This is a genomic window from Brevundimonas sp. GW821-FHT02A10 (assembly GCF_059422025.1).
Genome location: NZ_JBWKWC010000004.1, coordinates 170,794 through 196,283 on the forward strand (window position 1 = coordinate 170,794; position 25,490 = coordinate 196,283).

The window sequence follows — 25,490 nt, forward strand, 5'->3', positions numbered from 1 at the left end:
GATGCTTGGTCCAAAAAAAGACCGTCAGGACCCTCCAGGCCCTCTGACGGTATGGAGCAGAATCCCGAGAGGCAACGGCGGCGGGACCGTCAGACCGACCGACACAGCCGTACGCAGCCCCTCGAAAGGTATCGAGAGACTGCGACAGCATTTTTCTTATAAGTCAGTGTTTTGGTGGGCGTTTCGGAAGCGATCTGGAAAGTTTCAGAAGGCCCAGAATTATTCCCACTCGATGGTGCCGGGGGGCTTGGAGGTGACGTCGTAGACGACGCGGTTCACGCCGCGGACCTCGTTGACGATGCGGGTCGCGCATTTGCCCAGCACGTCCCACGGGAACTCGAAGAAGTCGGCGGTCATGCCGTCGGTGGAGCTCACCGCGCGCAGGGCCAGAACCTTTTCATAGGTGCGGGCGTCGCCCATGACGCCGACCGTCTTGACCGGCAGCAGGACGGCGAAGGCCTGCCAGATCTTGTCGTAGAGGCCCGCCTTGCGGATCTCGTCGAGATAGATGGCGTCGGCTTCCTGCAGGGTCGCCACGGCTTCCGGCGTGATCTCGCCGGGGATGCGGATGGCCAGACCCGGTCCGGGGAACGGATGGCGTCCGACGAAGGCGTCGGTCAGACCCAGTTCGCGCCCCAGGGCCCGGACCTCGTCCTTGAACAGTTCCCGCAGCGGCTCGACCAGCTTGAGCTTCATATAATCGGGCAGGCCGCCGACGTTATGGTGGCTCTTGATCACATGGGCCTTGCCGCTGGACGACGACACGCTCTCGATCACGTCGGGATAGAGGGTGCCCTGGGCCAGGAACTCGGCGCCCTCGATCTTCGAGGCCTCGCGGTCGAAGATCTCGATGAAGACCCGGCCGATGGTCTTGCGCTTGGTCTCCGGGTCCGACTGACCCGCCAGCTCGCCGAGGAATTCCTTCGACGCATCAACGTGGATCAGGGGGATGTTGTAGTGCTCCCTGAACAGGGTCGTGACCTGGCTGGCCTCGTCCTTGCGCAGCAGGCCGGTGTCGACGAAGACGCAGGTCAGCTGGTCGCCGATGGCCTCGTGGATCAGCACCGCCGCCACCGAGCTGTCGACCCCGCCCGACAGGCCGCAGATGACCTTGGCCGAGCCGACCTGTTCGCGGATCTGGGCGATCTTCTCGTCGCGATAGGCGGCCATGGTCCAGTCACCCTTCAGCCCGGCGATGCCGTGGGTGAAGTTCTTCAGCATCTGATGGCCGCGCGGGGTGTGCATCACCTCGGGGTGGAACTGGACGCCGTAGAAGCGGCGAGTCTCGTCGGCGATCACCGCATAGGGCGACCCGGCCGAGGAAGCGACGACGTCGAAGCCCTCGGGGATCGCGACGATCTTGTCGCCGTGGCTCATCCAGACGGTCTCTTCCTCACCGACCGGGGCCAGGTCGGCCAGCAGGGGCGAGGCCTTCTCGACGGTGATCTCGGCGCGGCCGAACTCGCGGGTGTGGCCGCCCTCGACCTTGCCGCCCAGCTGTTCGCACATGGTCATCTCGCCGTAGCAGATGCCCAGCACCGGCACGCCCGCCTCGAACACGCCCTGCGGCGCGCGGGGGCTGCCCTCTTCATGGACGCTCTCGGGACCGCCCGACAGGATGATCGCCGCCGGCTTCATCGCCTCCAGCGCGGCTTGCGCCTTCTGGAACGGATGGATCTCGCAATAGACGCTGGCCTCGCGCAGGCGGCGCGCGATCAGCTGGGTCACCTGGCTGCCGAAGTCGACGATGAGGACCTTCTGGTGGTCGGTAGTCTGGGTCATGGCGAATCCGGGGAGAGCGAATGGGTGGGGACTTGGCTGGCCGAGCCAGCAATATCAAGCGCGGAGAGGCCGCGTTCGGTCAGAACCGCGATCAGAGCGTCGAGCGCCGCCGCCAGGTTCTCGTCAACATGGTGCAGGGTCGAGGTCCAGTCCTCCAGCGCCTTCAGCTCGACCTTGCCGTCCGAGACGCCGCGCAGGGCGATCAGGGGCACGCCGAAGGTCTGGGCCGCGCGCAGCAGGGCGAAGGTCTCCATATCGACCATCTGCGCCTCGATGAGGTCATAGGCGGCGCCCGAGATCACCCCGCCCCCGGTCGACAGGGTTGCGGTCGGCACGCCCGGGATCGGGCACGACAGGTCGAGAACGGCGGGCAGGTCCAGTAGCGGCGTGATCCCCTTGGGGAAGCCCAGCGGACTGGCGTCCATGTCGCGGTAGCTGACCGAAGAGGCCTGATAGACCGCCGCATGCTCCAGTTCGCGCGAACCGCACGAGCCCAGCGACACGATCAGGTCCGGCAGGCCGTTCGCCGCCTCCAGCCGGGCCAGGGCCGCGGTCAGGGCGACCGCCCCCTCCACCGGACCGATGCCGGTCATCAGCGGCTGGATCCGCGCCTGCAGATGGACGCCGTACTCCGCCGGAGCCGCCATGACACACAGGACCGAGACGTCGCCGTATCGTTCCATGCGCCAGGCTTGGCTCATTGCGCCTTCTCGTAGATGGCGGCGAAGAACCCGTCGGTGCCGGCGGTGGCGGGCGACAGACGCAGGCGATGACCGCCGGCGGCCAGTTCGGCCAGCTTCTCACGGCCCGCTTGGGTCAGGTCGGCGGTGTCCAGGGCCTCGGCGATGGCCACCGGGCGGAAGGACGGATGATCCTCCTCGAAGGCGGCGACGCTCATCTCGTTCTCGGCCGTCAGCATCGAGCAGGTGACATAGACCAGACGTCCGCCCGGCTTCACCAGCTTGGCGGCGCGGGCGACGACGGCCGTCTGCAGGCTGTGCATCCGGTCGACGTCCTCGGGCTTCAGCCGCCAGGCGTCCTCGGGGCGACGCCGCCAGGTGCCCGAGCCGGTGCAGGGCGCGTCGACCAGGACCACATCGGCCTGACCGACCATGTCCTCGACCCCGCCGCCGTTGGGGCCGAGCTGGTGCAATTCCGCTGCGACGCCCGCGCGTTGCAGGCGCGGCTTGATGTTGTCGAGCCGCTTCTGAACGACGTCATAGGCGACCAGCTTTCCGTCCGTCTGGACGACAGTCGCGGCCTTGGTCGTCGGTCCATCGACCCAGCCGGTCGGCGTCCAGATCTTCGCGTCTTCCGGCGCGGCCGGTTGCAGGCCCGTGGCCACGCGCATCTGCATGGCCAGACCCAGGGTCTTGCCCCCACCCCCGGCGCAATAGTCGACGACGGTCATGCCGGGCCGGGCGCCGGTCAGCCAGCAGACGATCTGGCTGCCCTCGTCCTGGATCTCGATCCGGCCCTCCTTGAAGGCTTCCAGCGCCTGGACATTCGGCGGCGGCTCGGCCGACAGGCGCAGACCCCAGGCGGACCAGGGCGTGCGTTGCGGCTCCAGACCGGCGGCGCGGAGTTCAGCCTCGACATCGGCGACGGTGGCCTTGGCCGCATTGACGCGCAGGTCGATCGGCGCGCGCGGCACCATCAGAGCCTCGGCCTCGACCGCCCAGCTGTCGCCATAGGTGGACTTGAAGTCCTCCATCACGAACTCGGGCAGGCCCGCCGCGACCCAGCCGGGCAGTTCATCTTCCGTGGCGGTGAGGCGGCTGCGCTCCTGCTTCGACAGCGGCTTGGGCCCATAGGCGTCGCCCGAGTGCAGGGCCTCGATCTCTTCCAGCGACAGGCCGTCGATCAGGCTCAGCGAGCCGATGACCAGGGCCCGGCCGTCCTCGCGCCCGCCCATGGCCCAGACCAGACGGCCACGGGCGCGCAGGACGCGATAGACGCGGTCGGCGACGGCGCGGCGGTCCTTGGAGCCGGCGTAGCGGTTCTCGGTCCCCCAGGTCTTGAGCACGGCCTCGGCCGGTTGGCGGCCCTGGGCGATGGAGTCCAGGACGGAGGCGGCGGCGGCGAGACGGGCGGCTGGGGTCAACTCAGGCTTTCAGACAAACAGGGCCCAGATGACCATGATCAAACCGGCCAGCGAGACGATGAAGGCCAGCGAGCGCAGGCCGGTCACGCCGAAGGCGTAGAGCGGCACGTACACGACGCGGGCGAGGAGGTAGAGGTGCGTGCCCCACAGGGTGAGCGCGCCGCCGTCCTTACCGGCCACATGGGCCATGATTACGGCGGCGGCGAACAGCGGCAGGGTTTCGAACAGATTGGACTGGGCCCGCATCAGACGCCCGGCCAGCTTGCCGGGCGGCGGAACGGCCTCGTCGCGCGGCCCCGCGTTCCATTTCGCCCCCAGCTCCGCCGTCCGCGCGATGGCGGCGGCGGAGATCTGGACAATGGCCAGGATCAGAACGAAGGCCAGTGCGATGAACTCGGGCGTCATGTCCATGGTCGTGTCCCCCGCGATCAGCCCTGCCGGTAGTTCGGCGCTTCCCGCGTGATCATGACGTCATGGACGTGGCTCTCGCGCAATCCCGCCCCGGTGATGCGCACGAAGCGGGCGCGTTCCTGGAACTCGGCGATGCTCGGCGCGCCTACATAGCCCATGGCGGCGCGAAGCCCCCCGACCATCTGGTGCAGAACCGGCGAGATCGGACCCTTGTAGGGGGTCTGGCCCTCGATGCCCTCGGGCACCAGCTTCTGGGTGTCCTGGACGTCTTTCTGGAAGTAACGATCGGCCGAGCCGGCGCCCATGGCCCCGACCGAGCCCATGCCGCGGTACGACTTGTAGCTGCGCCCCTGGTAAAGGAAGACCTCGCCCGGGCTTTCGTCGGTGCCGGCGAACATCGAGCCCATCATGGCGACCGAGGCGCCCGCGGCGATGGCCTTGGCCAGGTCGCCCGAGTATTTGATCCCGCCGTCGGCGATGACCGGGGTGCCCGAGGCCTTCGCCGCGCGAACCGCGTCGATGATGGCGGTCAGCTGGGGCACGCCCACGCCCGCGACGATGCGGGTGGTGCAGATGCTGCCCGGGCCGATCCCGACCTTCACGGCGTCGGCGCCGGCGTCGATCAGGGCGCGCGCGGCGTCATAGGTGGCGATATTGCCGGCGATGATCTGCAGCCGGTTGTTCTCGCGCTTGATGCGCTCGACCACGCGAGAGACCTGGGCCGAGTGGCCGTGGGCGGTGTCGATGACCACCACGTCGCAACCGGCGTCGGCCAGGGCCATGGCCCGCTCATAGCCCGCGTCGCCCACGGTCGAGGCGGCGCCGACCAGCAGCCGGCCCTGATCGTCCTTGGCGGCGTTGGGGTGGGCCTGGGCCTTCTCGATGTCCTTCATCGTGATCAGGCCGGTGGCGCGATAGGCCTCGTCGACGACGATGACGCGTTCGATCTTGCGGTCCCGCAGCAGGGCCCGGGCCTCGTCACGGCCGGCGCCTTCGCGCACCGTGATCAGGTCGCCCTGGGTCATCAGCTCGGCGGCCTTGCGGCTCGGATCGGTGTCGAACCGCATGTCGCGGTTGGTCAGGATGCCGACCAGCTTGCCTGAGGCCGGATCCACCACCGGGAAGCCCGAGATCTTGCGCTCGGCGACGATGGCGCGGATTTCGCCCAGCGTCGTGTCGGGGTTGATGGTCACCGGATTGATGACCATGCCGCTTTCATAGCGCTTCACCTGACGGACCTGATCGGCCTGTTCGGCGATAGTCATGTTGCGGTGAAGCACCCCAAGGCCGCCGGCCTGGGCCATGGCGATCGCCAGACGGCTCTCGGTCACGGTGTCCATCGCCGAGGAGGCGAGCGGGATGTTCAGTCGGATGTCGCGTGTCAGTCGTGTCGAGACATCCGCGTCTGCGGGCATGGTCTCGGACGGGCCGGGTTCAAGCAAAACATCGTCGAAGGTAAGGCCTTCGCGAATCTCCATGGGAGTCTCCGTTTTGCGGGCCGCCTATCCTCTTTCGCGGTTGCGAAGTCAACCGTTCTGAGCCCGCCGACGAGGTTCGTCACAAAGGTTTATCGCCGGACGCGCCCTGGCTCTTGCGATTTCTGCGAACGATTATCATGTTCAACGCATGGTACAGGTCATCGTCCAGTCCGTCCGCCGCCTCGCCCTCAAGATCGCCAGCTATGGCGTGATGCATCTGGTCGTCGCGATCCTTGTGGCCTTCGCCATCACCCGCGACTGGCGGCTGGCCCTTGCGGTCGGTGTGGTCGAACCCCTGTTCCAGACCGTCGCCTATTCGATCCACGACCGCGTCTGGCACCGGATCGAGCGGCGCGGGACTCTGTCCCTGCCCGAGGAGACGGTCGAGGCCGTCGGGGCCCGGCTGGACCTCATGGATCCGCAGGAGCAGACGCGTAGCCACGGCCATCCCGGACACAGCCACACCCTGCCCCGCTCGCTCGGTCGTGTCGCACTCAAGACCGTCACCTACGGCGTCATGCATTTCACCGTGGCGGTCAGCGTCGCCTTTGCCCTGACCCGCGATATCCGCGTCGCCCTGACCATCGGCACGCTGGAGCCCTTCGTCCAGACGGGCTTCTTCGCCATCCACGACCGCATCTGGAGTCGCATTGAGGCCCGCCGCGCCCGCCGTCAGGCGCTTCTGATCGCCTGATCCAACGCCGCGCTGCCAAACGCCGTCTGCGGCGTTATGGTGCGACATGCACGCCTTCGAGACGATTCTGGCGGTTCTGCTCGGCGCCGTCCTGCTGTCGCTGGTCGCCCGCAAGCTGAAGGCGCCCTTCCCGCCCTTCCTCGCGCTGGGCGGCGCGGCGGTCGCTTTCCTGCCCTTCGCGCCCGAGATGACCCTGGACCCGGAGCTGGTCCTGGCCCTGTTCGTGGCTCCGGTCCTGCTCGACTCGTCGTTCGACAGCTCCCCGCGGGACCTGAAGCGCAACATTGTGCCCATCACCTTCATGACCCTGGCCGCAGTCGGGCTGACGGTCGTCGCCGTCGCCTTCACCGCCAGACACCTGGAGCCCGAGATGGGTTGGGCCGTGGCCATCGCGCTCGGCGCCATCGTCGCCCCGCCGGACGCTGCGGCCGCCACCGCCGTCCTGCGCGCCGTGCCCGTCCCCTATCGCATCCGCACCATCCTCGAGGGCGAAAGCCTGTTCAATGACGCCAGTTCCCTGCTGACCTACCGGCTGGCGGTGACGGCGGCCGTCGGCGGCATGGCGACCGGCTGGGCCCTGGCGGCGACGATCGCCTGGGCCCTGCTCGGCAGCGTCATCTTCGCCGTCAGCGCAGCCTGGCTGATCAGCCGCCTGACCCGCGGCATCACCGACGCCCCGGCCAGTATCCTGATCCAGTTCATCTCGACCTTCGGTCTGTGGATCGCGGCGGAGAAACTCGGCCTGTCCGCCATCGTCACCGTGGTCATCTACGGCCTGACCATCGCCCGGTTCGCGGCGCGCAACGCCGCCAGCCTGCGCGCCCCGGCCTATACGGTGTGGGAGACGACGGTCTTCGCTCTCAACGCCACCGCCTTTGCCCTCGTCGGCCTGCAGATCGGCCCGATCTGGCGGCATCTCGAACCGGCCCAGCGCGGGGAATACGCCCTGTTCGCCGTCGCCGTCCTGATCGTCGCCGTCCTTGCCCGGCTGGGCTGGGTCATGGGCTACAACACCTTCCTGCGGCTCAAGAACCACTGGTTCGGTATCAACCTGCCGGAAGGCGTCAGCCCACCGACCGCCGCCAGTGGTCTGATCATCGGCTGGGCCGGGATGCGCGGCGTGGTCAGCCTCGCCGCCGCCTACGCCCTGCCGATGAGCTTCCCGCACCGCGACCTGCTGCTGCTCTCGACCTTCGCGGTGGTGATGGGGACACTGGTGGTTCAGGGACTGACGCTGGGCCCCTTGATCAAACTGCTGCGCGTCAAGGACGACGGCCTTCTGGAGCATGAGATCAAACACGCCCGTCAGGTCGTGACCCAGGCCGCCTTCGACCACCTGAAGGGCTGCAAGGGGCGCGTCGCCGACCGCCTGAAGGACGAATACGGCGAACGCCTCGACGCCGTCATGAGCGATGAAGCCGACGACGGCCGGGTCGAGCTGGAATCCGACCAGATCCGCGCCGATCTGCTGGTCACCAAGCGCGACGCCCTGATGACCCTGCGCACCTCCGGCGAGATCGGTGAAGCCGCCTATTACCAGATCGAGGAAGAGCTGGACCGCTACGAGCTCAGCTGGACGCCGGTCGTCCGCTAAGGGCTGTAGAAGCCGAAATCGGTGCAGCCCGAGCGGAGGGCCCGGCTACGTCTCCGGCCGTCGATACACAGGGCGCTGACCAGACCGAGCCCTCCGGCCGCATTGCCGTTGGCGAGCCAGACCACCCGACCGTCGCGAACCCCGATCAGGGCCGTCCGGTTTTGCCGCGACAGGTTGTTGCTCGGCTCGTCCCCCAGATTGATCGCCAGGACCTCATAACCCGGATCGACCACATCGGCGTAGCGGCGCACGCCCCGGTTCGCCCGCGCGAACCCTTGCCCGCCGCCGGGCAGGACCTGCCCCAGTTGCATCCGGGCGTACAGCGCCGGGCCGGCGACCAGGGCCTCGCGCCGTTCGGCGTTCAAACCGTTCAGCTGCCAGGCGAACGGCAACAGGGCCAGTCCCTGCATCAGGCCGGCGCTGTCGAACCCGGCCGGGTCCCTGCGTCCGGTGAACGTCGGCAAGGGAGGCATAGGCTGGCAGGCGTGAGTCAGGACGGCGTCCGCCGGGATCTTCAAATCCGGCCGGCGGCTCAGGAAGCCGTCTGCGTCGGAGAGCGGCAGGCGGCCCGGCGTGACCGAAAGCACGGGATCGTGCCCCTCGACGATGGAAGCGCGGAGATGGGCGCTAAAGCTCTCGCCGGGCGCGCGAGCGCGGCTCTCGGGCCGCCGCGCAGTGATCCAGTCGCTGACCTGACCGTTTCGAGCCACAGCAAAGACGCCGGCGATACGCTGCAGGGGCTCGCCGTCGGAGCCGACGAACCGGGTGCCGCAGCTCCAGCCCTCGGGCGTCGGCGGCATCAGTTCTTCAACGGGGTAGATGTCCATCCGCCCCTCGGCGGTCTGGAGTGTGATCGCCGGGGCGGGATCGCGGGTCGCGCCGAGCCGGGCCAGCACCTCGCCCAGCGGTCGCCCCTGCACGGCGCCGATGGGCGTCACCGCAGGATCGGCCGCCACCGCCTGAAGCGGGACGCCGGCGAAGGCGAGGACAATGGCGAGCATCGGCTTCATCACGCACCCCCTGACATCCAATCATAGCGTGCACCGTGGGGCTGACCTCGCGTCAATGCAACCGCTTCCTCGGGGCCCGGCCAGCTCCGCAGGCGCAGCATCGGGCGGCGCTCGAACCCGTCCTCCTCGGCCTCGAAGGTCAGCCAGGCCAGCGGCGCCTCGGCTGACGCCCCCGCCCCGACGGCGGCCATATGGGCGCGGATACGGTCCTGAACCTGCGGCGGGAAATACTGGAAGGCGATGGTGTGCATCACCACGCGGCAGACGCCGGGAACGGGCTCGACCGACAGCCGTGCCTCCAGCCAGTCGGCGGCGTCGGCGGCGGCGATCTCCGGCGGGCTCAGAGCGGCAAGGTCCAGCGCCGCATTCAGCCGGGCCAGCCGGTCGCGCTGATCGGTCCAGACATAGGCCGACAGGGTCCGGCGGGTTGCCGGATCGGCAGCGTCCAGCGGGCTCCGATCCACGGCCTGTCGCGAGACCACCCGCACCTCGGCCGAGGGCGGCGGCGCTCCGGTCCAGACCGGCTTCAACTGCACTGGCGAAGCCGGGTCGCCGGCCAGGGTCCCCCCGAGATCGAAACCGTAGCGGTCCAGCAGGCTGTTCAGCCCGGCGCTGGCGCCCAGCTCATAGAGGTCGAACGGCAGGCCGAAGCGGTCGGCCAGCACCAGCAGCCCGGCCATCAACCCCGCCGAGCGGCCCACCTCATTGGTCTGGGGCGGCCCATCGAGCCAAGGATCGAGGGCCTCGGCATAGGCGGCGATGGCGTCAGCCAGCACGGCCCAGACCGCATCGTCGTCTTCGGGGGCAGCGTTCGGCGGATAGATGGCGGTCAGAGCCGGATCCACGCCCGACCGCGCCAGATCGTGCAGGCCGCCGCAGAACCGCAACGGCAAGGCGTCGCCCTCGTGCGAGGCATTGCCGGGCCATTCCAGCACTCGCCGACCGATGGCTCCGGATCGATCCAGCCGCATCCCGACCAGGTCGCAGACCCGCCCCGTGAACGGCGCCCCGGCGGCGGTGCAGATCGCCGCCTGTTTGGCGAAGGCCTCGCGGACGGCGGCTTCGCTCATCGCTCAGCCAACCGGATCGGGCGAATGTACGAACATCAAGGTGCCGTCCTCACGCGCGAGGGCGATCTCGATCCCCGCCCTACTGCATCGCGTAGAGAGCCGTTTCGCCAGTTCCAGCGCTTGCGACGTGAACGGCCGAACGGCCCATTGCCTCGCACCGTCTTCCGGAAGGACCATCAACTGTCCTATCAGCTCCGAAAGGCCGCTCCGGGTGCGCGATTTGATTCCGCCATGTGTGCTGTTGATGACGCCCCCCTTGCATTCCACGATGACATTGCGCCCCCCGACAGCGGCGACGACATCCCCCATCCCCGACTTGGGATTGACGACTGCTGTGTCCGCACCGCGAGAGTAGACGCCGCCATAGGCCGTTGTTCCGACAGGGCTCGTCCGCGTGAACCCAAGCCCCATCAGGCAGCTCACTATGTCGAACTGCTTGGCGTGTTCGCCGTCCGGATGGATGGACACTTTGCCGGGCGAACCCTCTAGATGTTGCTGGGCCATCAAGTGCATGGCAACCGCGATCATCACTGCGGCCTCCGTCATCCGACGCTCGACTCCACCTTCGGCCTTGGCCGCGCGCTTCTCGGTGGTGACGAAGTCGGTGACATACACCTCGCTATCGTTTCAGCTTGTTCAGCGCCACCAGATAGACCTCCGAGGAGCCCTTCCGGCTGGCCTCGGGCTTGACGTACTTCACGTCCTGGAAGTGGGCGCGCAGGTCGGCGAGGACGTGGCCGGCGTCGCCGCCTTGGAAATTCTTGGTCACGAAGGCCCCGCCGGGACGCAGGGTCCGGATGGCGAAATCGGCCGCGATCTCGATCAGGGCGATGATCTTCAGGTGGTCCGTCTGGCGGTGACCGACGGTATTGTGCGCCATGTCCGAGATGACGAGGTCCGGCGGACCGCCGAGCGCGTCGATCAGCTGCTGGTCCACGCCGGGATCGGTGAAGTCGGCCTGGATCAGGGTCGAACCCGGAATCGGTTCGATCGGCAAGAGGTCGACCCCGACCACCGAGGCCGCGCCCCGATTGACGCAGACCTGGACCCAGCCGCCCGGCGCGGCGCCCAGGTCGATGACCCGCGAGCCCCGCTTCACCAGATTGAAGCGGTCGTCGATCTCGGCGAATTTGAAGGCGGCGCGGCTGCGCCAGCCCTCGGCGCGCGCCTTCTCCGACCAGGGATCGGCCAGCTGGCGCTTGATCCACTGGATGGAGGACATCGACTTCTTGTCCGCCGTCTTGATCTGGGTCCCCATGCCGCGGCCCTGGGCCGTGCCGCCGGTCGGCGGGCGCACCATCTTTCGACGCGCGGGGGCCGCTTCGGAGCCTTGGGGGGTCTTTTCGTCCTTACTCATGCTTCCCACATAGCCCCGACGGACTTCCCGGGCTATGACCCCCGACCGGATTAGAAGAACCGGACCAGAATAAAGGAGCGCGCCCATGGCCGACGAAACCCTGACCCTTTCCCTCGACACCGGCGACGTCGTCATCAAGCTGCGGCCCGATCTGGCGCCCGGCCATGTCGCCCGCATCACCGAACTGGCCAAGGAAGGCTTCTACGACGGCGTTGTCTTCCACCGCGTCATCCCGGGCTTCATGGCCCAGGGCGGCGACCCGACCGGCACCGGCACCTCGGGCTCCAAAAAGCCGAACCTGAAGCAGGAGTTCTCCTCCGAGCCCCACGTCCGCGGCGTCTGCTCCATGGCCCGTACCTCGGATCCGAACAGCGCCAACTCGCAGTTCTTCATCGTCTTCGACGACGCCACCTTCCTGGACCGCCAGTACACCGTCTGGGGCCAGGTGATCGAAGGCATGGAAAACGTCGACGCCCTGCCCAAGGGCGAGCCGCCCCGCGAGCCGGGCAAGATCCTCAAGGCCACCGTGGCCTGAGACTGAAAGGGCGGGTCGCAGGACCCGCCCTTTTTCGTTTCAGTCGCCCCCGTACCAGCGGAACTTCTGACCACCGAAGGCCGAGCCCCCGGCGCGGACCGTCCCGGTCAGGACCGGCGCCTCCTCGCCCAGATTGCGACGGGCCGTCGCCAGGGCGCCCTGATCCAGCGTCCCGTTGAAGGCGACATTGCCCAGACGCGGATCGGTCGCCTCGAACCGCACCCGGCCGTCGGTGACTTCATAGGTCTTCGGCAGGACGCGAATGGTCTCGGCGCCGTCCTTCTCGAACTCGATCATGACGGGGGCGAAGGTCGCGGACTTCGATCCACCCTCCCAGGCCGCGAAGTCGGCCGACTGGCCGAGGAACAGGGCCTTGACCCGATAGCCGTCCACCGAGATCGGCGCGGCGGGGATGTAATAGCCCGACAGATCGCCCGAAATCTGGTGCTTGAAGTCTGCCGCGGCCGGGGCCGAAGCCTGTCCCTTGGCCGCCGGAGCGGGCTTGAAGTCATCACAGGCCGCCAGGGCCAGCACCGCCAGCAGAATCGCACCGGATCGTTTCATCATGTCTCTCACGGCAGGTGCAGCAGCGGAGCGAGCCAGCCGATATCCTGAAGATGCTCGATCCCCTCGAAGATTGGGATCGCCAGCAGGAAGACCAGACCGTCACGCAGGGTGGTCAGGAAGAACTGGGGGCGGACTTCAAGCGACGGATTGTCCCGCCAGCGCGAGAAGTCCGGTCCGTTGCGCGGCACGCGCTGCATGTAGTCGGCATAGGGGGCGCCGAATTCGTTCAGCAGCCAGGCCTCTTCCCGCCGGACGGTGAAGTGGAAAACCAGCACCGAGATTGCGACGAACAGCAGGGCCAGGGTCAGGCTGCCTGTCTGGGCGCCGATGCCGAAGGCGCCGAGGTGGCTGAAGAGGTAGAGTGGGTTGCGGCTGATCGAATAGGGGCCGGTGTCGACGATCTCGGCCTTCTTGCGCCCGCCGATGTAGAGCGAGCACCAGGCGCGCCCGACGATGGCCACGACGATGGCGCCCAGACCGAGGCTCTCCATCCCCTCGTGGACGGCGCCGTCGCCCCATTCGGTGACAGTCACCATCGACAGGCCGACCGCGGCCAGCAGACAGCCCCCGATCGCCCATTTCCGCAGCCGCTGGATATGCTGGAGATCAAACCCCGTCGTAATCGCCATGCCCTTACCTCCCGTTTTTTCCGAGGTGAACGCCCGTGGCCGTCCGGACGCAAGGCCGAATGTTCGCTCCCGGACGAAAGTTAGCGATCCAGCGACTGGTCCAGCGCCCGGAAGGCGGCGATGGCCAGCTCGGTCGAGGAGATGAAGGCCGAGGGAGTGATCTTCTCGAAATCGTCGGACGGACGGTGATAGTCGGCGTGATCGACGACGCCCATGTAGATGAATGGCAGGCCCGCCTTGAAGAAGGGCCCATGGTCCGAGGCGTCGGTCCAGTTGTCCGAACCAGTGTCCTGGGGCGTGTCGTGGCCGAAGGCCAGCGAGATCGCGCCATTGGGGGCGACGGTGTCGAGGATGGGGCGGAAGGCCGGGTTCTGGTAGGTGCCCGAGACCCACAGATGGCCGTCGGTCTCGGCGCGCGAGGTCATGTCGAAATTCAGGTTCAGGGCGATGGACGACAGGGGCACCGGCGGCGCCTGGACGAAATGCTTCGCCCCGATCAGCCCCCGCTCCTCTCCGTCGAAGGCGACGATCAGGACGGAATGCTCGGGCGCCTGGGCCTTCAGGCGCCGCGCCAGCTCCAGCATGGTCGCCACGCCCGAGGCGTTGTCGTCGGCGCCGTTGTAGATCAGGCCGCCCGACATCCCGACGTGGTCATAGTGGGCGGTGACGACAATGTAGCGATCCGTCGCCCGCGTTCCCGGGATCAGGCCGATGATATTGGTCCCCTTGTAGCGGACCAGACCCGAACGGCTCGGAACCTCGGCCTCGAACGGCTGCAGCCGGCCGACCGGCGGGGCGGCGATGCCCATCGCCTCCAGCCGCGACACGATATAGGCCCGCGCCCGCTCGCCGCCGGGAGAGCCCGTGTCGCGCCCCTCCATGTCGTCGGCCGACAGGATGCGGACGTCGTCCAGCAGCTGTTGCGAGGCGGCCGGGATGGCGGGCGGGGTCGTGACGGGAGGCGCGGCCGGGGTCTGACAGCTCGCCAACAGGACAGCAGAGGCGAGAAGGACGAGGCGACGCGACATGACAGGCTCCGAAGGACTGGCTCGACCCTAGCCTCCGTCTCCGGGCGGGTCAGCATACGGTTCTGTCATCAGCCGCAAAAAACCGTCGCCGGGAGTGCAGTCCTCGCCTTCGCGGGTGGTATGAAACGCGCGATGGCCCAGACGAATCCGAACGCATCCCTTCCGGTCGACGACCTGAGCGAAGACCAGGCGGCCGCCGAACTGGCCCGACTGGCGGCGGAGATGCGCCGCGCCGACTTCCTCTACAACGAGGCCGCGCCCGAGCTGAGCGACGCCGAATATGACGCCCTCAAGGCCCGCAACCTGGCCATCGAGACCCGGTTCCCGGCCCTGATCCGGGCGGATTCGCCGTCGCTGAAGGTCGGCTCGCCGGCCTCCAGCCAGTTCTCGGAGGTGCGCCACGGCGTCCCCATGCTGTCGCTCGACAACGCCTTCGACGAAGGCGACGTCGCCGACTTCGTGGCCCGCATCCAGCGTTTCCTCAAGCTCCCGCACGCCGATCCGGTCGCCTTCGTCGCCGAGCCCAAGATCGACGGCCTGTCCGCCAATATCCGCTATGAGAAGGGCGTGCTCGTTCAGGGCGCCACGCGCGGCGACGGCCGCACCGGCGAGGACATCACCGCCAATCTGAAGACCATCGCCGACATTCCGGTGAAACTCTCCGGCTCCGGCTGGCCCGACCTGATCGAAGTCCGCGGCGAGGTCTATGCGCCCAACGAGGGCTTCGCGGCCTTCAACGCGGCGGCCGAGGCCGAAGGCAAGCGCACCTACGCCAACCCCCGCAATTTCGCCGCCGGCTCCCTGCGCCAGATCGATCCCAAGGTGACGGCGGCCCGCCCCCTCGCCTATTTCGCCTATGCCTGGGGCGAGACCTCCGCGCCGTTCGCCAGGACTCAGGAAGAGGCGCTGGCCGCCTTCAAATCCTGGGGCTTCAAGGTCAATCCGCGCTCGGTCCGGGTCGAGGGCGTCGACGGGCTGATGGACGTCTATCGCGGGCTGGAGACCGACCGCGCGGGCCTCGGCTATGACATCGACGGCGTGGTCTACAAGGTCGACCGGCTGGACTGGCAGGAGCGGCTCGGCTTCGTCTCGCGCAGCCCGCGCTGGGCCATCGCTCACAAATTCCCGGCCCAACAGGCGACGACCGTGCTGGAAGGCATCGACATCCAGGTCGGCCGCACCGGCTCCCTGACCCCCGTGGCCCGACTGCATCCGGTGACCGTCGGCGGGGTCGTGGTCCGCAACGCCACCCTGCACAATGAAGACGAGATCGCGCGCAAGGACGTCCGTATCGGCGACACCGTCGTCCTGCAACGCGCCGGCGACGTCATCCCCCAGATCGTCGAGGTGGTGCTCGACCGCCGCCCCACAGATGCTGTCCCCTACGTCTTCCCCACCCACTGTCCGGTCTGCGGATCGGAGGCGGTGCGGCCCGAGGGCGAGGTGCGCCGGCGCTGCACCGGCGGCCTGATCTGCAACGCCCAGCTGGTCGAGCGATTGAAGCATTTCGTCTCGCGCCGCGCCTTTGACATCGAGGGTCTGGGCGAGAAGCAGTTGATCGCCTTCCATGAGCGCGGCTGGATCCACGAGCCCGCCGACATCTTCCGTCTGGCCCGCGACGCCGAGAAGCTGGACCTGCTCCGCGCCGAGGACGGCTATGGCGACACCAGCGTCAGGAACCTGATCGCGGGCATCGATGCGCGCCGGACCATCGCCCTCGAACGGCTGATCTTCGGCTTGGGCATCCGCGACATCGGCGACCAGACCTCCCTGCTGCTGGCCCGGCATTTCGGCGGCTGGACCGAATTCCACAAGGCCGGGCTGGAAGCCGCATCGGGCATTCCGTCGCCTGAGTGGACCCGACTGGCCGATGGCCACGGCGTTTCCCAGCGGACCCTGTCGGTGATGGCCGCCGCCGAGCTGTCGCCCGCCGATCCCTGGCCCGAGGCCCCGATCGACCAGAAGCTGGCCCTCGCCTTCCCCGGCGTCGCCACCCCTGCCCGCCGCGCCTTGGCTGAACTAGCGCCCGACTGGTCCGCCGTGCTGGAGCTGGCCCGCATCGCCCGCGAGGACGGGCCGTCGGAGACATTGGGCCAGATCGCCGGGATCGCCGGGGTCGGCCCCGTCGCCGCCCGCGCCGTCGCCGAGTTCTTCCATGAGGCCCACAACCGCACGGTCGTGGACGCCCTCATCAATGAGTTGACCGAGGTCGTCGACGCCGAGAAGCCGAAGACCGACAGCCCGGTCGCCGGCAAGACCGTCGTCTTCACCGGCTCGCTGGAGAAATTCACCCGCGACGAGGCCAAGGCCCGCGCCGAGAGCCTGGGCGCCAAGGTCAGCGGATCGGTGTCGAAGAAGACCGACTATGTCGTCGCCGGTCCCGGCGCCGGCTCCAAGCTGAAAGACGCGGAAAAGCACGGGGTTACGGTCCTCAGTGAGGACGACTGGCTGGAGATGATCGGATGAAAACTTGACCTAAGGTCCGGTTTTTTATCGACAATCAAGGAACCGTGATCGACGGATCGGCCTTGTTTCCAACGGAAACGCGGGTCAGTCTGACCTCAACGGGCCGACACGGCCCGAACCAAGGAAACGACCATGAAAGCCTCCCTGTTCGCCGCCGCCGCATTGGCGGTCTCCGCCCTCGCCGCCGCTGCCGTCGCCGCGCCGCCTCCCGGCGACCCGACCGGCCTGTGGCAGACCCCGACCAACGGCGGTCAGGTGCGCATCAGCCACTGCGGCCAGGCCCTGTGCGGCGTGCTGGTGACCTCGGACCACATCCGGGCCAACCCGAACATGACCGACAGCCACAACCGTGATCAGGCCCAGCGCGGCCGCACCCTGCGCAACCTGCCGATGCTGAACGGCTTCACCGGCGGCCCGACCGAATGGCGCAACGGCTCGGTCTACAATCCCGATGACGGCGGCACCTATCGCGGCACCATCACCCTGACGAGCCCCAACACCCTGCGCCTGCGCGGCTGCATCGTCGCGCCCCTGTGCAAGACGCAAACCTGGACGCGGGTTCAGTAGTCAAAGAATCTCCTCCCCCTTCTGGGGGAGGTGTCGCGGCGTCCTTCGCGCCGTGACGGAGGGGGAGCCGCAGATCGCATCTGCTTCACCCCCTCCACCCCTTCGGGGTCCCCCTCCCCCAAGAGGGGGAGGAGATTTTCTCTAGCGATTCAACGCCGCCTGCCCTGCCGGGGCGTAGCGGTCGCCGGACGCCGCATCCTTCGGGAAGACCGCCTCGATGGCGGCGAGGTCTTCCGGCGTCAGGACCACATCGGCCGCCGCCGTATTGTCCTCCAGCGTCGCGATCCGGCGCGTGCCAGGGATCGGAATCAGATCGTCTCCCTGCGCCAGCACCCAGGCCAGGGCCAGTTGCGCCGCCGTCAGCCCCTTGGTCGCGGCCAGCGCCTTCACCGCCTCGACCAGATCGAGGTTCTTCTGGAAATTGTCACCGAGGAAGCGCGGGTTCGAGCGGCGGAAGTCGTCGGGCGCCAGGTCGTCGATCGACCTGATCTCGCCCGACAGAAAGCCCCGGCCCAGCGGGCTGTAGGGCACGAACCCGATGCCGAGTTCGCGCACGGTCGGCAGGATTTCCGCCTCGGGCTCCCGGCTCCACAGGGAGTATTCGGTCTGCAGGGCGGTGATCGGATGGGTGGCGTGGGCCTTGCGGATGGTCGCCGGCGCGGCTTCCGACAGGCCGAGGAAGCGGACCTTGCCCTCCTTGACCAGCTCGGCCATCGCCCCGACCGTCTCCTCGATCGGCGTGTCCGGATCGACCCGATGCAGATAGTAGAGGTCGACGTGGTCCATGTTCAGCCGTTTCAGGCTGCCCTCGATGGCGCGGCGGACATTGGCGGGTGAGCCGTCGATCTTCAGCGCCGTGCGGTCCTCGTTCCAGTTGATGCCGAACTTCGTGGCGACGAAGGCCTTGTCGCGTTTGCCGGCGAGGGCTTTCCCGACCTGGATCTCATTGGTGTGGGGGCCGTACATCTCGGCCGTGTCGAACAGGGTGACGCCGAGCTCGAGCGCGCGGTGGATCACCGTTGTCGCCTGATCCTCGTCGAGGCCCTGCCCGTAGAAGGCGGCCATCCCCATGCAGCCGAGACCGACGGCGCCGACCTCCGGGCCGGACTTTCCAAGCGTACGGGTCTTCATGGGGCGCTCCTTTTCGGTGGGAGCCTCAATTCGTCACGACGCCGCCGAACCGCAAGGCTGGATCAGAGCGGCGCTGCCTGATTTTTCAGCCACTCCAGGGCCTCGCCATCCAGCAGCGGCCCGACCTTGGCCAGGGTCTCGGCGTGGTAGGCGTCGACATATTCGCGCTCGGCCTCGGTCAGCATCGTCACGTCGATCAGGCGGCGGTCCAGAGGCGCGAAGGTCAGCTGTTCGAAGCCGTGCATCGGCCGCTCGCCGCCCGGGATGGGCTCAGGCGCGGTGACGACCTGCAGGGTCTCGATGCGGATGCCCCAGTGGCCCTCGCGGTAATAGCCGGGCTCGTTGGACAGGATCATGCCGGTCAGCAGAGGCTGGGTGTTCACCGCCTTGGCGATGCGCTGCGGGCCTTCGTGGACGCCCAGATAGCTGCCCACGCCGTGGCCGGTGCCGTGATCATAGTCGAGGCCCGCCATCCACATCGGAGCCCGCGCGACGGCGTCCAGCTGGTGCCCCGTGGTGCCGACCGGGAAACGGATCACGGCCATGGCGATATGGGCCTTGAGCACCAGGGTGAACATGCGGATCTGGTCCGCCGTCGGCTCGCCGATGGCCATGGTCCGGGTCACGTCAGTAGTGCCGTCCAGATACTGGCCGCCGCCGTCGACCAGCAGCAGGGAGCCCTTCTCGATGCGGCGGATCTTGTCGCCGACGGGCTTGTAGTGCGGCAGGGCGCCGTTGGGGCCGGCCCCGGCGATGGTGTCGAACGACAGGTCCTTGAGCGCGCCCGTGGCCTCGCGGAAGCCTTCCAGAACGCCCGCGATCTCGCGCTCGTCCGGCAGGGTGTTCTGGGCGGTCGTCCCGACCCAGTGCAGGAAGCGGGTCAGGGCCGCGCCGTCGCGGATATGGGCCTGACGCGTGCCCTCGATCTCGACCGGATTCTTGGCCGCACGCGGCAGGGCGCAGGGGTCCATGGCGCGCACGATGCTCGCTCCCGCCCCTTCCAGCCGGTCGAAATACCAGGCGGACGATTGCGCCGGATCGATCAGGACCTTCCGACCCGACAGCTCACCCAGCGCCTCGTCGAGGTGACCAGAGGGCTTGAGCGCGACGTCGTCGCCGAGCCAGCCGGGCAGTTCGTTGGTGACCTTGGCCGGGTCGAGGAACAGCTGGGCCGAGCCGTCGGCGGCCACGATGGCCTGGCCCAGCGGCAGGGGCGAACGGATCACGTCGCCGCCGCGCACATTGAACAGCCAGGCGATGGAGGACGGATCGGTCAGGACGGCGACGTCCGCGCCGGCGTCGGCGATGGCCCGGCCAATGCGGGCGCGCTTGGACGCACTGCTCTCGCCGGAATAGCGGTCTTCATGCGGGACCACCGGCGCCTGGGGCTGGCCCGGGCGGGCGTCGCCCCAGGCCTGGTCCAGCGGATTGACGTCGACCGGCTTGAGTTCGGCGCCCGCGCGCGCGGCCGCGCGGCTCAGGCTCGCCAGGGCGTCGGGGCTATGCAGCCGGGCGTCATAGCCGATGACCGCCCCCTTCGGCGCACCGGCCAGATAGGCCGGCACCCCGCCTTCGACCAGATCCAGGATCTCGAACTGGCCCGGATCCACCTGGGCGCGGACCTGCACCGTATAGCGGCCGTCGGCGAAGACGGCGGCGCGGTCCGTCAGCACGACGGCGGCCCCGGCCGAGCCGGTGAAGCCGGTCAGCCAGGCCAGACGGTCGTTGGCCTCGGGCAGATATTCGTTCTGGTGCTCATCCTCGTGCGGGACCAGCAGGCCGTCGAGACCCTGTTCAGCCAGACGGGCGCGAACGAGCGGAAGGTGCTTGGCCCCGAAGGACGGATCGGTGGTTTCATCGAAGGACTGGCGCATGGCGCAGACCTAAGCCCGGACGGGCGTCGGCTCAAGGCTCGCGTTTGCCGCTTTGGCCGTGTCCGTAACCCTGAGGATGTCCTTTGCCAGCGCCTTCCTGCTTGGCCGCCAGGGCCTCGGCCCGCTCGCCCCATTCTGTCAGCCGGGTTCCGAACGCCATCATCTCGCCGGCGCAGCGTTCGCCCTGGGTCTTGAACTCTTCCTCGATATCACCCTCGGCATAGGCCTGCATCTGGTCCAGCCAGTTGACCTCGGGCGCGCGCGTTTCGAGCCGGCCGAGATAATAGGTCATGGCAGCGACCAGACCCAATTGCTCGACGCTGCCTTCCTCGACCTGCCCCACAGCAGCCGCCGCCACCGTCATACAGGCCAGATCGGCGCGATTGACCGGATCGCGAGCCGATGAGGCCGACTGGGCCGAGGCGGCCCCGGCCATGGCGAACAATACAAGGCCGGACAGGGCTGGAAGACAGCGGAAGACGCGCATCCTCAATGCCCCGCCATCTCGTTGAAGGCCAGGTAGAGCCACAGCAGGGCCAGCATGCTGAAGGTGAAGGTGGTCATGATGAACAGGGCGGTCATCCGCATGATGGTGCCGAACCGGCTGCGCTCATAGGCGCCCTTCATGTGCTTGTAGAGATGAACCGGCATGATCAGGATCAGCCACCAGGCCCAGCCGCCGATCAGCATCGACAGCAGCAGGATCACCGTCACCAGCAACATCTGGAACGATAGCGAATGCATCGAGAAGACCAGGTGATCGAAGACGTAGAAGCGCCGGTTGAAGATGAACAGCAGGGTCAGCATCAGGGCGGACACCGGCAGGGCCAGGATGGCGACGCGGTGCAGCCAGATTTCCATGATCAGGGCGAAGCGTTCCGGGTCCTCGCGGATCGCCTTCACCCGGACCTCGGCCCAATGCTTGAACGACTTCATCCGGGCGCTGTCCCCGTCCCCGACATCAATCAGGTGGTCCTCGCCGTCGCCCTGGGCCGCCTTCTGTTCAGCGACCGCCTGACCGAATTTCGCCCAGTCGCCGTTGACCGCCAGCAGCGCCGTCCGCTTCTCCGCGGCGGTCATGGTCGGATCCATCGCGATCTCGGCCCGCGCCTCGTCCAGCGCGGCCCGGGTATGCGGGGTATTCGGCAAGCCGGTCAGACCCGTGGGGCGCACGACCGAGGCAGGGGCCGCCGAGCCGGGGGCGGCCGAACCGGGGGCGGCTGTATCGTGAGCGGCCGAGGTCCCCTCAGCGCCCGCGACATTCACCGCTTCGTGGTGTTCGGCCTTCTTCGAAGCCAGATGGCTGACGAACAGCACGACCAGCAGGATCACCAGGAACATCCGGAACGGCTGCACCTGCGAGGCGCGCTTGCCGTCCAGGAAGTCGCGGGTCAGCTGCCCGGGGCGCCGGAGCAGGTTGGGCAGGGTCTTGAACAGCCGGCCGTCGAGGTGAAGCAGGCTCTCCACCGCCTCGACCAGCAGATGCCAGGAGTTGCGGTGGAAGTCCTCGGCCAGCTGGCCGCAGTTGTGGCAGTAGGTGCCCTGCAGCGGCGTCTCGCAGTTGGCGCAGGGCGTACCGATCGGAATGTCAGCGTGCTTGCGCTTCCACTTCAACCATCCCCCGGTCGAGGCCAGCGCCGCGACTTCGAGTTCTCCTGACATCACGCGCCCCCGCGTCTAGAATCTACACAGCCCAGACGGGTTTACGTTTTTCGAGGAAGGCGCGCACCCCCTCCTGCCCTTCTTCGGAAACACGAGCACGTGCGATGCGCTTGGCCGTGTCTTCCATGAGACTGTTGTCCAGCTTGTGAGCGGCCACATGGTGCACCAGGGCCTTGGCGTCGCCCATGGCGCCCGGGGCGCTGCCGGACAGGCTGTCGGTCAGCATGCTGACGAAGGCGTCGATCGATGCCGTGTCCGGCAGGACCATGTCGATCAACCCCAGATGGGCGGCATAGTCGGCGTCGAAGGTGTTTCCGGTCAGGAACAGGGCCCGGGCCCGGCGCGCGCCCACGGCCTCGACCACATAGGGGGCGATGGTCGCGGGGATCAGGCCCAGCTTGACCTCGGAGAAGGCGAACTTCGCGCCGTCCACGCCCACGGCCATGTCACAGGCGGCGACGATGCCCGCCCCACCGCCCATGGCCGCGCCCTCGACCACAGCGACCGTCAGGGCCGGAACGTCGTGCAGGGCCTTCAGCATCTTCGCCAGACCCATGGCGTCGTCGCGGTTGTCGCTCTCGGACCAGTCGGCGGCCGAACGCATCCACGACAGGTCGGCGCCCGCGCTGAACGTTCCGCCCGCGCCACGGATGAAGACCACCCGAACCGTGTCGGCGCCGTGCAGGGTCAGGAAGGCCTCGTGCAGGGCGGCGATGGTCTCGGCGTTGAAGGCGTTCTTCTTCGCCGGCCGGTTGATGGTCAGGAAGACCACGCCGTCGGTCGTCGACTCGATCAGGACCAGATCGTTGTCCGCGTCCGGCGCCGGATCGATGACCAGGGGCTGGGCGATCGGATTGGAATCGGCGACGGCATTGGCCGCGTCGCTGGCGTTGAGGTCGGTCTGGGGGGAGTTGGCGTCGGTCATTGCAGGTCCTCGTTCTCCCGGTCTGAACGCCCGGGCGCGGCTTTGGTCCGCCTTAGTCCCAAAGATCGCGACGGCAAAGCTCCTCAGGCGCCGCACCCGTCTGCTATCACGGGGCGGCACACAGAATCCGCCGACGGAGACGACCATGAGCCTGACGGGCGCCTATGACCCCGAGAACATCTTCGCGAAGATCCTGTCGGGCGGCATTCCCTCGGTGAAGGTGTGGGAGGACGAAGACGTCCTCGCCTTTATGGACGTCTTCCCCCAGTCCGAGGGCCATGTGCTGGTGATCTCGAAAACCTCGCACGCCCGCAACCTGCTGGAAGTCGAGCCCGAGGTGCTGGCCAAACTGACTGCCGCCGTCCAGCGCACCGCCAAGGCGGTCACGAAGGCGCTCGATCCCGAAGGCTTCAGCGTCATGCAGTTCAACGGCGAGGCCGGCGGCCAGACCGTCTACCACCTGCATTTCCACATCATCCCCCGCTGGGCGGATCGTCAGATGAAGGGCCACGGCCATGCGCCGATGGCCGACGCGGCAGTGCTCAGGGGGCTGGCCAAGCGGATCGCGGCGGCGCTGGAGTAGTAGCCGGATCCGCCTGAACGTCACGAAACAGTGGTTTGGCCGCTCCATTCACGCATAGGATGAGTCATCCGAACGGTGTGGAGTGGGGACTATGATTCTGGCGATCCTGTTGCTGGCGGCCCAAACCGACGAAGTGGTTGTCTCCATCCGCGAGCCCCGCCCGGCCAATCCCTGGGCGGAAACCTTCACCGCGACCTGCGGCCGTCAGCGGCTGGAGATCACGCGGTCGATGCGCCCCCTTGAGACTCCGCCGCGGGTGACTATCAACGGTCGGCCCGCGCGCGGCGACCTGCAAGCCTTGCAGCGGGACCTGGGTGAGGTGCGCGCAGCCTACCGGATGTCCTTCCGGTGCGCGGCCGGCCTGGAAACGCTGCAGCTGATCTGGGTCAGCGGTCTGGCGGACGAACAGGATCAGGTTCGCTATCGCGCAGGCTCGGCAATGTTTCAGGGCGGCGCGCTTCTGGAGTCCCGCTCGGAAGACGCCACCGAAGAGACCTTCTGGTATCGCTGACCGGCCCGGTCAGAAAATCCCCACTGCCCCCTGCGCCCAGAAGAACAGCACCACCGCCAGAATGCCGAGGCCGATGGCCACCCGGGCCTGAAGGCCGCGCACGCGCCAGAAGACCAGCTCGAAGGCCAGACCCGCGCCGATCAGCAGGACCCCGGCGTAGATGAAGTCCAGCGCCGTCCAGTTGACCTCATGTGTGAAGCGCATGGCGATCGCCGGGGTCAGCATCAGGGCGGCGATCACACCCCAGCCGACCAGCCGCACGGGGTTGAGGAAGGGCTTTCCGGCTTTGGAGCCGGCGGTTTGCGAAGAGAGGTGGGTCATGGGGTTCGTCCCTGTTCGTCTGTCCCCTCCCCTATGCCGCGCCGCCGTCGGAAAGGCATGTGGAGGTTCGAAGGATTTTCCCTGCACGGAAAATCCTTACGCCCCGAACGGCCCGCGGAAGATGAACCAGGCGCCGCCGAAGATCATGGCGAAGCCGACCGCATGGTTCATGGTCAGCTTCTCGCCCAGCACCGTCACCGAGAAGACGGCGAAGACCAGAAGGGTGATCACCTCCTGCATCGTCTTCAGCTCGGCCGCCGAATAGACCGTATGGCCGATGCGGTTGGCGGGCACGGCCAGGCAGTATTCGAAGAAGGCGATGGCCCAGCTGACCCCGACCACGATCCACAACGGCTTGGAGCCGAACTTCAGGTGGCCGTACCAGGCGAAGGTCATGAAGACGTTCGACAGCACCAGCATCAGGACGGGGGCGATATAGGGAAAAGACAGTCGCATCGCGTCAGGATGCTTGCCCGCGACGCTTTCCGCCAGCATAACCCGCGCCGGACGCGGCCCGACCGCGTGCTCCTTCGCTGAAGGGCCGGCTTAGCTCAGTTGGTAGAGCGCCAGTTTTGTAAACTGGATGTCGCGGGTTCGATTCCTGCAGCCGGCACCAGCCCCTCCACCGACAGGCCAGATGTCCCGTTCACCGGTGCGATCGAGGTCCACTGGAAGCCCGGCACGATCGGGTCGGCGCGACTTCACAGGGTCGCAGGCAGCGAAAACACGCAACCGGCCCCTGCGCGGTTCGTTGATGCGACCCTCGCAACAAGCCGGAGCTACCGATGAAACTTCCCAAAGGCGCCCTCGTGGCTGTCGTCGACGGCGAGAAGATCGCCCTGTTCGAGAACTCTGGTCAGCAAGACGTTCAGCTGACCGCCCGGCCGACACCGGCCATCGAGGAGCGGGCGTCGGGCGCGGCGGGCCGCATCTCGAGCGAAGCCAATCCCGACAACGACACCCAGGCGGAAGACGGCTTCGCGATGGGCGTGGCTGACGTGCTCAACAAGATGGTTTTGACCAACAAGGTCGAGCATCTGCTCGTCATCGCGGCGCCCAAGACCCTGGGTCAGCTGCGCAAGGGCTGGCACAAGGAAACCGAAGCCAGACTGGTCGGCGAGATCGCCAAGGACCTGACGGGCCATTCAACGGATCAGATCGCCGCCGCCATCGACAAGGCCTGACCGGTCA

General features: G+C 67.7%; 27 protein-coding genes and 1 tRNA gene. 9 read left to right on the forward strand and 19 right to left on the reverse strand.

Features of this window, described 5'->3' with window-relative positions; all coding sequences use genetic code 11:
* Window positions 1-219: 219 nt before the first annotated feature.
* The 5 genes from guaA to guaB are packed head-to-tail and all read right to left on the reverse strand — an operon-like array spanning window position 220 to window position 5,775.
* Window positions 220-1,782 carry a glutamine-hydrolyzing GMP synthase gene (guaA, locus tag AC07U0_RS12875; protein WP_494720409.1) on the reverse strand — a complete coding sequence of 521 codons (1,563 nt, stop codon included), beginning with the start codon at window positions 1,780-1,782 and terminating at the stop codon, window positions 220-222.
* Window positions 1,779-2,483 carry a 5'-methylthioadenosine/S-adenosylhomocysteine nucleosidase gene (locus AC07U0_RS12880; RefSeq protein WP_494720410.1) on the reverse strand — a complete coding sequence of 235 codons (705 nt, stop codon included), beginning with the start codon at window positions 2,481-2,483 and terminating at the stop codon, window positions 1,779-1,781. Before AC07U0_RS12880 ends, guaA begins: the two co-directional genes overlap by 4 nt.
* Entirely contained in the window at window positions 2,480-3,886 is a 1,407-nt protein-coding gene (locus AC07U0_RS12885; RefSeq protein WP_494720411.1) for an RsmB/NOP family class I SAM-dependent RNA methyltransferase, read from the reverse strand. Before AC07U0_RS12885 ends, AC07U0_RS12880 begins: the two co-directional genes overlap by 4 nt.
* 9 nt (window positions 3,887-3,895) lie before the next feature.
* Window positions 3,896-4,297 carry an MAPEG family protein gene (locus AC07U0_RS12890; protein ID WP_494720412.1) on the reverse strand — a complete coding sequence of 134 codons (402 nt, stop codon included), beginning with the start codon at window positions 4,295-4,297 and terminating at the stop codon, window positions 3,896-3,898.
* A 17-nt stretch (window positions 4,298-4,314) separates the two neighbouring features.
* The gene (guaB, locus tag AC07U0_RS12895) at window positions 4,315-5,775 is read right to left on the reverse strand and encodes an IMP dehydrogenase (protein ID WP_494720413.1); all 1,461 of its coding nucleotides are present in this window, start codon (window positions 5,773-5,775) and stop codon (window positions 4,315-4,317) included.
* Window positions 5,776-5,923: 148 nt separating this feature from the next.
* Here guaB and AC07U0_RS12900 point away from each other — a divergent pair, with 148 nt between their 5' ends.
* Window positions 5,924-6,469, forward strand: coding sequence for a DUF2061 domain-containing protein (locus AC07U0_RS12900; RefSeq protein ID WP_494720414.1), 546 nt, complete (start codon window positions 5,924-5,926; stop codon window positions 6,467-6,469).
* Window positions 6,470-6,515: 46 nt separating this feature from the next.
* Window positions 6,516-8,063, forward strand: coding sequence for a cation:proton antiporter (locus tag AC07U0_RS12905; protein WP_494720415.1), 1,548 nt, complete (start codon window positions 6,516-6,518; stop codon window positions 8,061-8,063).
* Here the strand turns inward: AC07U0_RS12905 and AC07U0_RS12910 are convergent.
* Genes AC07U0_RS12910 through AC07U0_RS12925 form a run of 4 tightly spaced genes read right to left on the reverse strand, consistent with a single transcriptional unit; the run spans window position 8,060 to window position 11,500 of the window.
* Window positions 8,060-9,073, reverse strand: coding sequence for a hypothetical protein (locus AC07U0_RS12910; RefSeq protein WP_494720416.1), 1,014 nt, complete (start codon window positions 9,071-9,073; stop codon window positions 8,060-8,062). The genes AC07U0_RS12905 and AC07U0_RS12910 overlap by 4 nt on opposite strands.
* Window positions 9,073-10,143: a DUF2332 domain-containing protein gene (locus tag AC07U0_RS12915; protein WP_494720417.1), complete on the reverse strand. Its 1,071-nt coding sequence runs from the start codon at window positions 10,141-10,143 to the stop codon at window positions 9,073-9,075. The genes AC07U0_RS12910 and AC07U0_RS12915 overlap by 1 nt, the downstream gene beginning before the upstream one ends.
* 3 nt (window positions 10,144-10,146) lie before the next feature.
* Window positions 10,147-10,758, reverse strand: coding sequence for a hypothetical protein (locus AC07U0_RS12920; RefSeq protein ID WP_494720418.1), 612 nt, complete (start codon window positions 10,756-10,758; stop codon window positions 10,147-10,149).
* 4 nt (window positions 10,759-10,762) lie between these two features.
* Window positions 10,763-11,500: an RlmE family RNA methyltransferase gene (locus tag AC07U0_RS12925; RefSeq protein WP_494720419.1), complete on the reverse strand. Its 738-nt coding sequence runs from the start codon at window positions 11,498-11,500 to the stop codon at window positions 10,763-10,765.
* An 85-nt stretch (window positions 11,501-11,585) separates the two neighbouring features.
* On the opposite strand from AC07U0_RS12925, the gene AC07U0_RS12930 reads away from it, so the two are divergent.
* On the forward strand, window positions 11,586-12,035 hold the full coding sequence (locus tag AC07U0_RS12930; RefSeq protein WP_494720420.1) for a peptidylprolyl isomerase: 450 nt from the start codon (window positions 11,586-11,588) through the stop codon (window positions 12,033-12,035).
* A gap of 39 nt (window positions 12,036-12,074) precedes the next feature.
* Here the strand turns inward: AC07U0_RS12930 and AC07U0_RS12935 are convergent, their stop codons facing one another.
* From AC07U0_RS12935 to AC07U0_RS12945, 3 genes are all read right to left on the reverse strand, one after another.
* A complete protein-coding gene (locus tag AC07U0_RS12935) occupies window positions 12,075-12,602 on the reverse strand; it encodes a hypothetical protein (RefSeq protein ID WP_494720421.1) in 528 nt (175 codons plus the stop codon).
* Between the two features lie 5 nt (window positions 12,603-12,607).
* Window positions 12,608-13,231 (reverse strand): methyltransferase family protein, encoded by a 624-nt coding sequence (locus AC07U0_RS12940; protein WP_494720422.1) that lies wholly within the window; start codon window positions 13,229-13,231, stop codon window positions 12,608-12,610.
* An 80-nt stretch (window positions 13,232-13,311) separates the two neighbouring features.
* Window positions 13,312-14,259, reverse strand: coding sequence for a M28 family peptidase (locus AC07U0_RS12945; protein WP_494720423.1), 948 nt, complete (start codon window positions 14,257-14,259; stop codon window positions 13,312-13,314).
* A 132-nt stretch (window positions 14,260-14,391) separates the two neighbouring features.
* On the opposite strand from AC07U0_RS12945, the gene ligA reads away from it, so the two are divergent.
* On the forward strand, window positions 14,392-16,725 hold the full coding sequence (ligA, locus tag AC07U0_RS12950) for an NAD-dependent DNA ligase LigA (RefSeq protein WP_494720424.1): 2,334 nt from the start codon (window positions 14,392-14,394) through the stop codon (window positions 16,723-16,725).
* A 132-nt stretch (window positions 16,726-16,857) separates the two neighbouring features.
* Window positions 16,858-17,292 (forward strand): DUF2147 domain-containing protein, encoded by a 435-nt coding sequence (locus AC07U0_RS12955; protein WP_494720425.1) that lies wholly within the window; start codon window positions 16,858-16,860, stop codon window positions 17,290-17,292.
* Window positions 17,293-17,433: 141 nt separating this feature from the next.
* On the opposite strand, the gene AC07U0_RS12960 is transcribed toward AC07U0_RS12955, so the two are convergent.
* The 5 genes from AC07U0_RS12960 to AC07U0_RS12980 form a co-directional block, all read right to left on the reverse strand.
* Window positions 17,434-18,423 (reverse strand): aldo/keto reductase, encoded by a 990-nt coding sequence (locus tag AC07U0_RS12960; protein WP_494720426.1) that lies wholly within the window; start codon window positions 18,421-18,423, stop codon window positions 17,434-17,436.
* Between the two features lie 62 nt (window positions 18,424-18,485).
* On the reverse strand, window positions 18,486-20,297 hold the full coding sequence (locus tag AC07U0_RS12965) for an aminopeptidase P family protein (protein WP_494720427.1): 1,812 nt from the start codon (window positions 20,295-20,297) through the stop codon (window positions 18,486-18,488).
* A gap of 31 nt (window positions 20,298-20,328) precedes the next feature.
* Window positions 20,329-20,784: a hypothetical protein gene (locus AC07U0_RS12970; RefSeq protein WP_494720428.1), complete on the reverse strand. Its 456-nt coding sequence runs from the start codon at window positions 20,782-20,784 to the stop codon at window positions 20,329-20,331.
* Window positions 20,785-20,786: 2 nt separating this feature from the next.
* Window positions 20,787-21,959 carry a DUF3667 domain-containing protein gene (locus tag AC07U0_RS12975; RefSeq protein ID WP_494720429.1) on the reverse strand — a complete coding sequence of 391 codons (1,173 nt, stop codon included), beginning with the start codon at window positions 21,957-21,959 and terminating at the stop codon, window positions 20,787-20,789.
* A gap of 22 nt (window positions 21,960-21,981) precedes the next feature.
* Complete coding sequence (locus AC07U0_RS12980; RefSeq protein WP_494720430.1) at window positions 21,982-22,884, reverse strand: enoyl-CoA hydratase-related protein; 903 nt, start codon at window positions 22,882-22,884, stop codon at window positions 21,982-21,984.
* Between the two features lie 145 nt (window positions 22,885-23,029).
* On the opposite strand from AC07U0_RS12980, the gene AC07U0_RS12985 reads away from it, so the two are divergent.
* Window positions 23,030-23,467: an HIT family protein gene (locus AC07U0_RS12985; RefSeq protein WP_494720431.1), complete on the forward strand. Its 438-nt coding sequence runs from the start codon at window positions 23,030-23,032 to the stop codon at window positions 23,465-23,467.
* Between the two features lie 91 nt (window positions 23,468-23,558).
* A complete protein-coding gene (locus AC07U0_RS12990; protein ID WP_494720432.1) occupies window positions 23,559-23,978 on the forward strand; it encodes a hypothetical protein in 420 nt (139 codons plus the stop codon).
* Between the two features lie 9 nt (window positions 23,979-23,987).
* On the opposite strand, the gene AC07U0_RS12995 is transcribed toward AC07U0_RS12990, so the two are convergent.
* Together AC07U0_RS12995 and AC07U0_RS13000 are read right to left on the reverse strand one after the other, a co-directional pair.
* Entirely contained in the window at window positions 23,988-24,299 is a 312-nt protein-coding gene (locus tag AC07U0_RS12995; protein ID WP_494720433.1) for a hypothetical protein, read from the reverse strand.
* A gap of 96 nt (window positions 24,300-24,395) precedes the next feature.
* Window positions 24,396-24,755 (reverse strand): DMT family protein, encoded by a 360-nt coding sequence (locus AC07U0_RS13000; RefSeq protein ID WP_494720434.1) that lies wholly within the window; start codon window positions 24,753-24,755, stop codon window positions 24,396-24,398.
* 84 nt (window positions 24,756-24,839) lie between these two features.
* On the opposite strand from AC07U0_RS13000, the gene AC07U0_RS13005 reads away from it, so the two are divergent.
* Together AC07U0_RS13005 and AC07U0_RS13010 are read left to right on the forward strand one after the other, a co-directional pair.
* Window positions 24,840-24,915, forward strand: a tRNA-Thr gene (locus AC07U0_RS13005).
* Window positions 24,916-25,084: 169 nt separating this feature from the next.
* A complete protein-coding gene (locus tag AC07U0_RS13010) occupies window positions 25,085-25,483 on the forward strand; it encodes a host attachment family protein (RefSeq protein WP_494720435.1) in 399 nt (132 codons plus the stop codon).
* The last annotated feature ends 7 nt before the right edge of the window (window positions 25,484-25,490 follow it).

Coding starts and splice junctions, on each gene's coding strand:
- guaA (WP_494720409.1), bottom strand. CDS start 1,782: ATGACCCAGACTACCGACCACCAGAAGGTCCTCATCGTCGACTTCGGC.
- AC07U0_RS12880 (WP_494720410.1), bottom strand. CDS start 2,483: ATGAGCCAAGCCTGGCGCATGGAACGATACGGCGACGTCTCGGTCCTG.
- AC07U0_RS12890 (WP_494720412.1), bottom strand. CDS start 4,297: ATGGACATGACGCCCGAGTTCATCGCACTGGCCTTCGTTCTGATCCTG.
- guaB (WP_494720413.1), bottom strand. CDS start 5,775: ATGGAGATTCGCGAAGGCCTTACCTTCGACGATGTTTTGCTTGAACCC.
- AC07U0_RS12900 (WP_494720414.1), top strand. CDS start 5,924: ATGGTACAGGTCATCGTCCAGTCCGTCCGCCGCCTCGCCCTCAAGATC.
- AC07U0_RS12905 (WP_494720415.1), top strand. CDS start 6,516: ATGCACGCCTTCGAGACGATTCTGGCGGTTCTGCTCGGCGCCGTCCTG.
- AC07U0_RS12910 (WP_494720416.1), bottom strand. CDS start 9,073: ATGAAGCCGATGCTCGCCATTGTCCTCGCCTTCGCCGGCGTCCCGCTT.
- AC07U0_RS12915 (WP_494720417.1), bottom strand. CDS start 10,143: ATGAGCGAAGCCGCCGTCCGCGAGGCCTTCGCCAAACAGGCGGCGATC.
- AC07U0_RS12925 (WP_494720419.1), bottom strand. CDS start 11,500: ATGAGTAAGGACGAAAAGACCCCCCAAGGCTCCGAAGCGGCCCCCGCG.
- AC07U0_RS12930 (WP_494720420.1), top strand. CDS start 11,586: ATGGCCGACGAAACCCTGACCCTTTCCCTCGACACCGGCGACGTCGTC.
- AC07U0_RS12935 (WP_494720421.1), bottom strand. CDS start 12,602: ATGATGAAACGATCCGGTGCGATTCTGCTGGCGGTGCTGGCCCTGGCG.
- AC07U0_RS12940 (WP_494720422.1), bottom strand. CDS start 13,231: ATGGCGATTACGACGGGGTTTGATCTCCAGCATATCCAGCGGCTGCGG.
- AC07U0_RS12945 (WP_494720423.1), bottom strand. CDS start 14,259: ATGTCGCGTCGCCTCGTCCTTCTCGCCTCTGCTGTCCTGTTGGCGAGC.
- ligA (WP_494720424.1), top strand. CDS start 14,392: ATGGCCCAGACGAATCCGAACGCATCCCTTCCGGTCGACGACCTGAGC.
- AC07U0_RS12955 (WP_494720425.1), top strand. CDS start 16,858: ATGAAAGCCTCCCTGTTCGCCGCCGCCGCATTGGCGGTCTCCGCCCTC.
- AC07U0_RS12960 (WP_494720426.1), bottom strand. CDS start 18,423: ATGAAGACCCGTACGCTTGGAAAGTCCGGCCCGGAGGTCGGCGCCGTC.
- AC07U0_RS12965 (WP_494720427.1), bottom strand. CDS start 20,297: ATGCGCCAGTCCTTCGATGAAACCACCGATCCGTCCTTCGGGGCCAAG.
- AC07U0_RS12970 (WP_494720428.1), bottom strand. CDS start 20,784: ATGCGCGTCTTCCGCTGTCTTCCAGCCCTGTCCGGCCTTGTATTGTTC.
- AC07U0_RS12975 (WP_494720429.1), bottom strand. CDS start 21,959: ATGTCAGGAGAACTCGAAGTCGCGGCGCTGGCCTCGACCGGGGGATGG.
- AC07U0_RS12980 (WP_494720430.1), bottom strand. CDS start 22,884: ATGACCGACGCCAACTCCCCCCAGACCGACCTCAACGCCAGCGACGCG.
- AC07U0_RS12985 (WP_494720431.1), top strand. CDS start 23,030: ATGAGCCTGACGGGCGCCTATGACCCCGAGAACATCTTCGCGAAGATC.
- AC07U0_RS12990 (WP_494720432.1), top strand. CDS start 23,559: ATGATTCTGGCGATCCTGTTGCTGGCGGCCCAAACCGACGAAGTGGTT.
- AC07U0_RS12995 (WP_494720433.1), bottom strand. CDS start 24,299: ATGACCCACCTCTCTTCGCAAACCGCCGGCTCCAAAGCCGGAAAGCCC.
- AC07U0_RS13000 (WP_494720434.1), bottom strand. CDS start 24,755: ATGCGACTGTCTTTTCCCTATATCGCCCCCGTCCTGATGCTGGTGCTG.
- AC07U0_RS13010 (WP_494720435.1), top strand. CDS start 25,085: ATGAAACTTCCCAAAGGCGCCCTCGTGGCTGTCGTCGACGGCGAGAAG.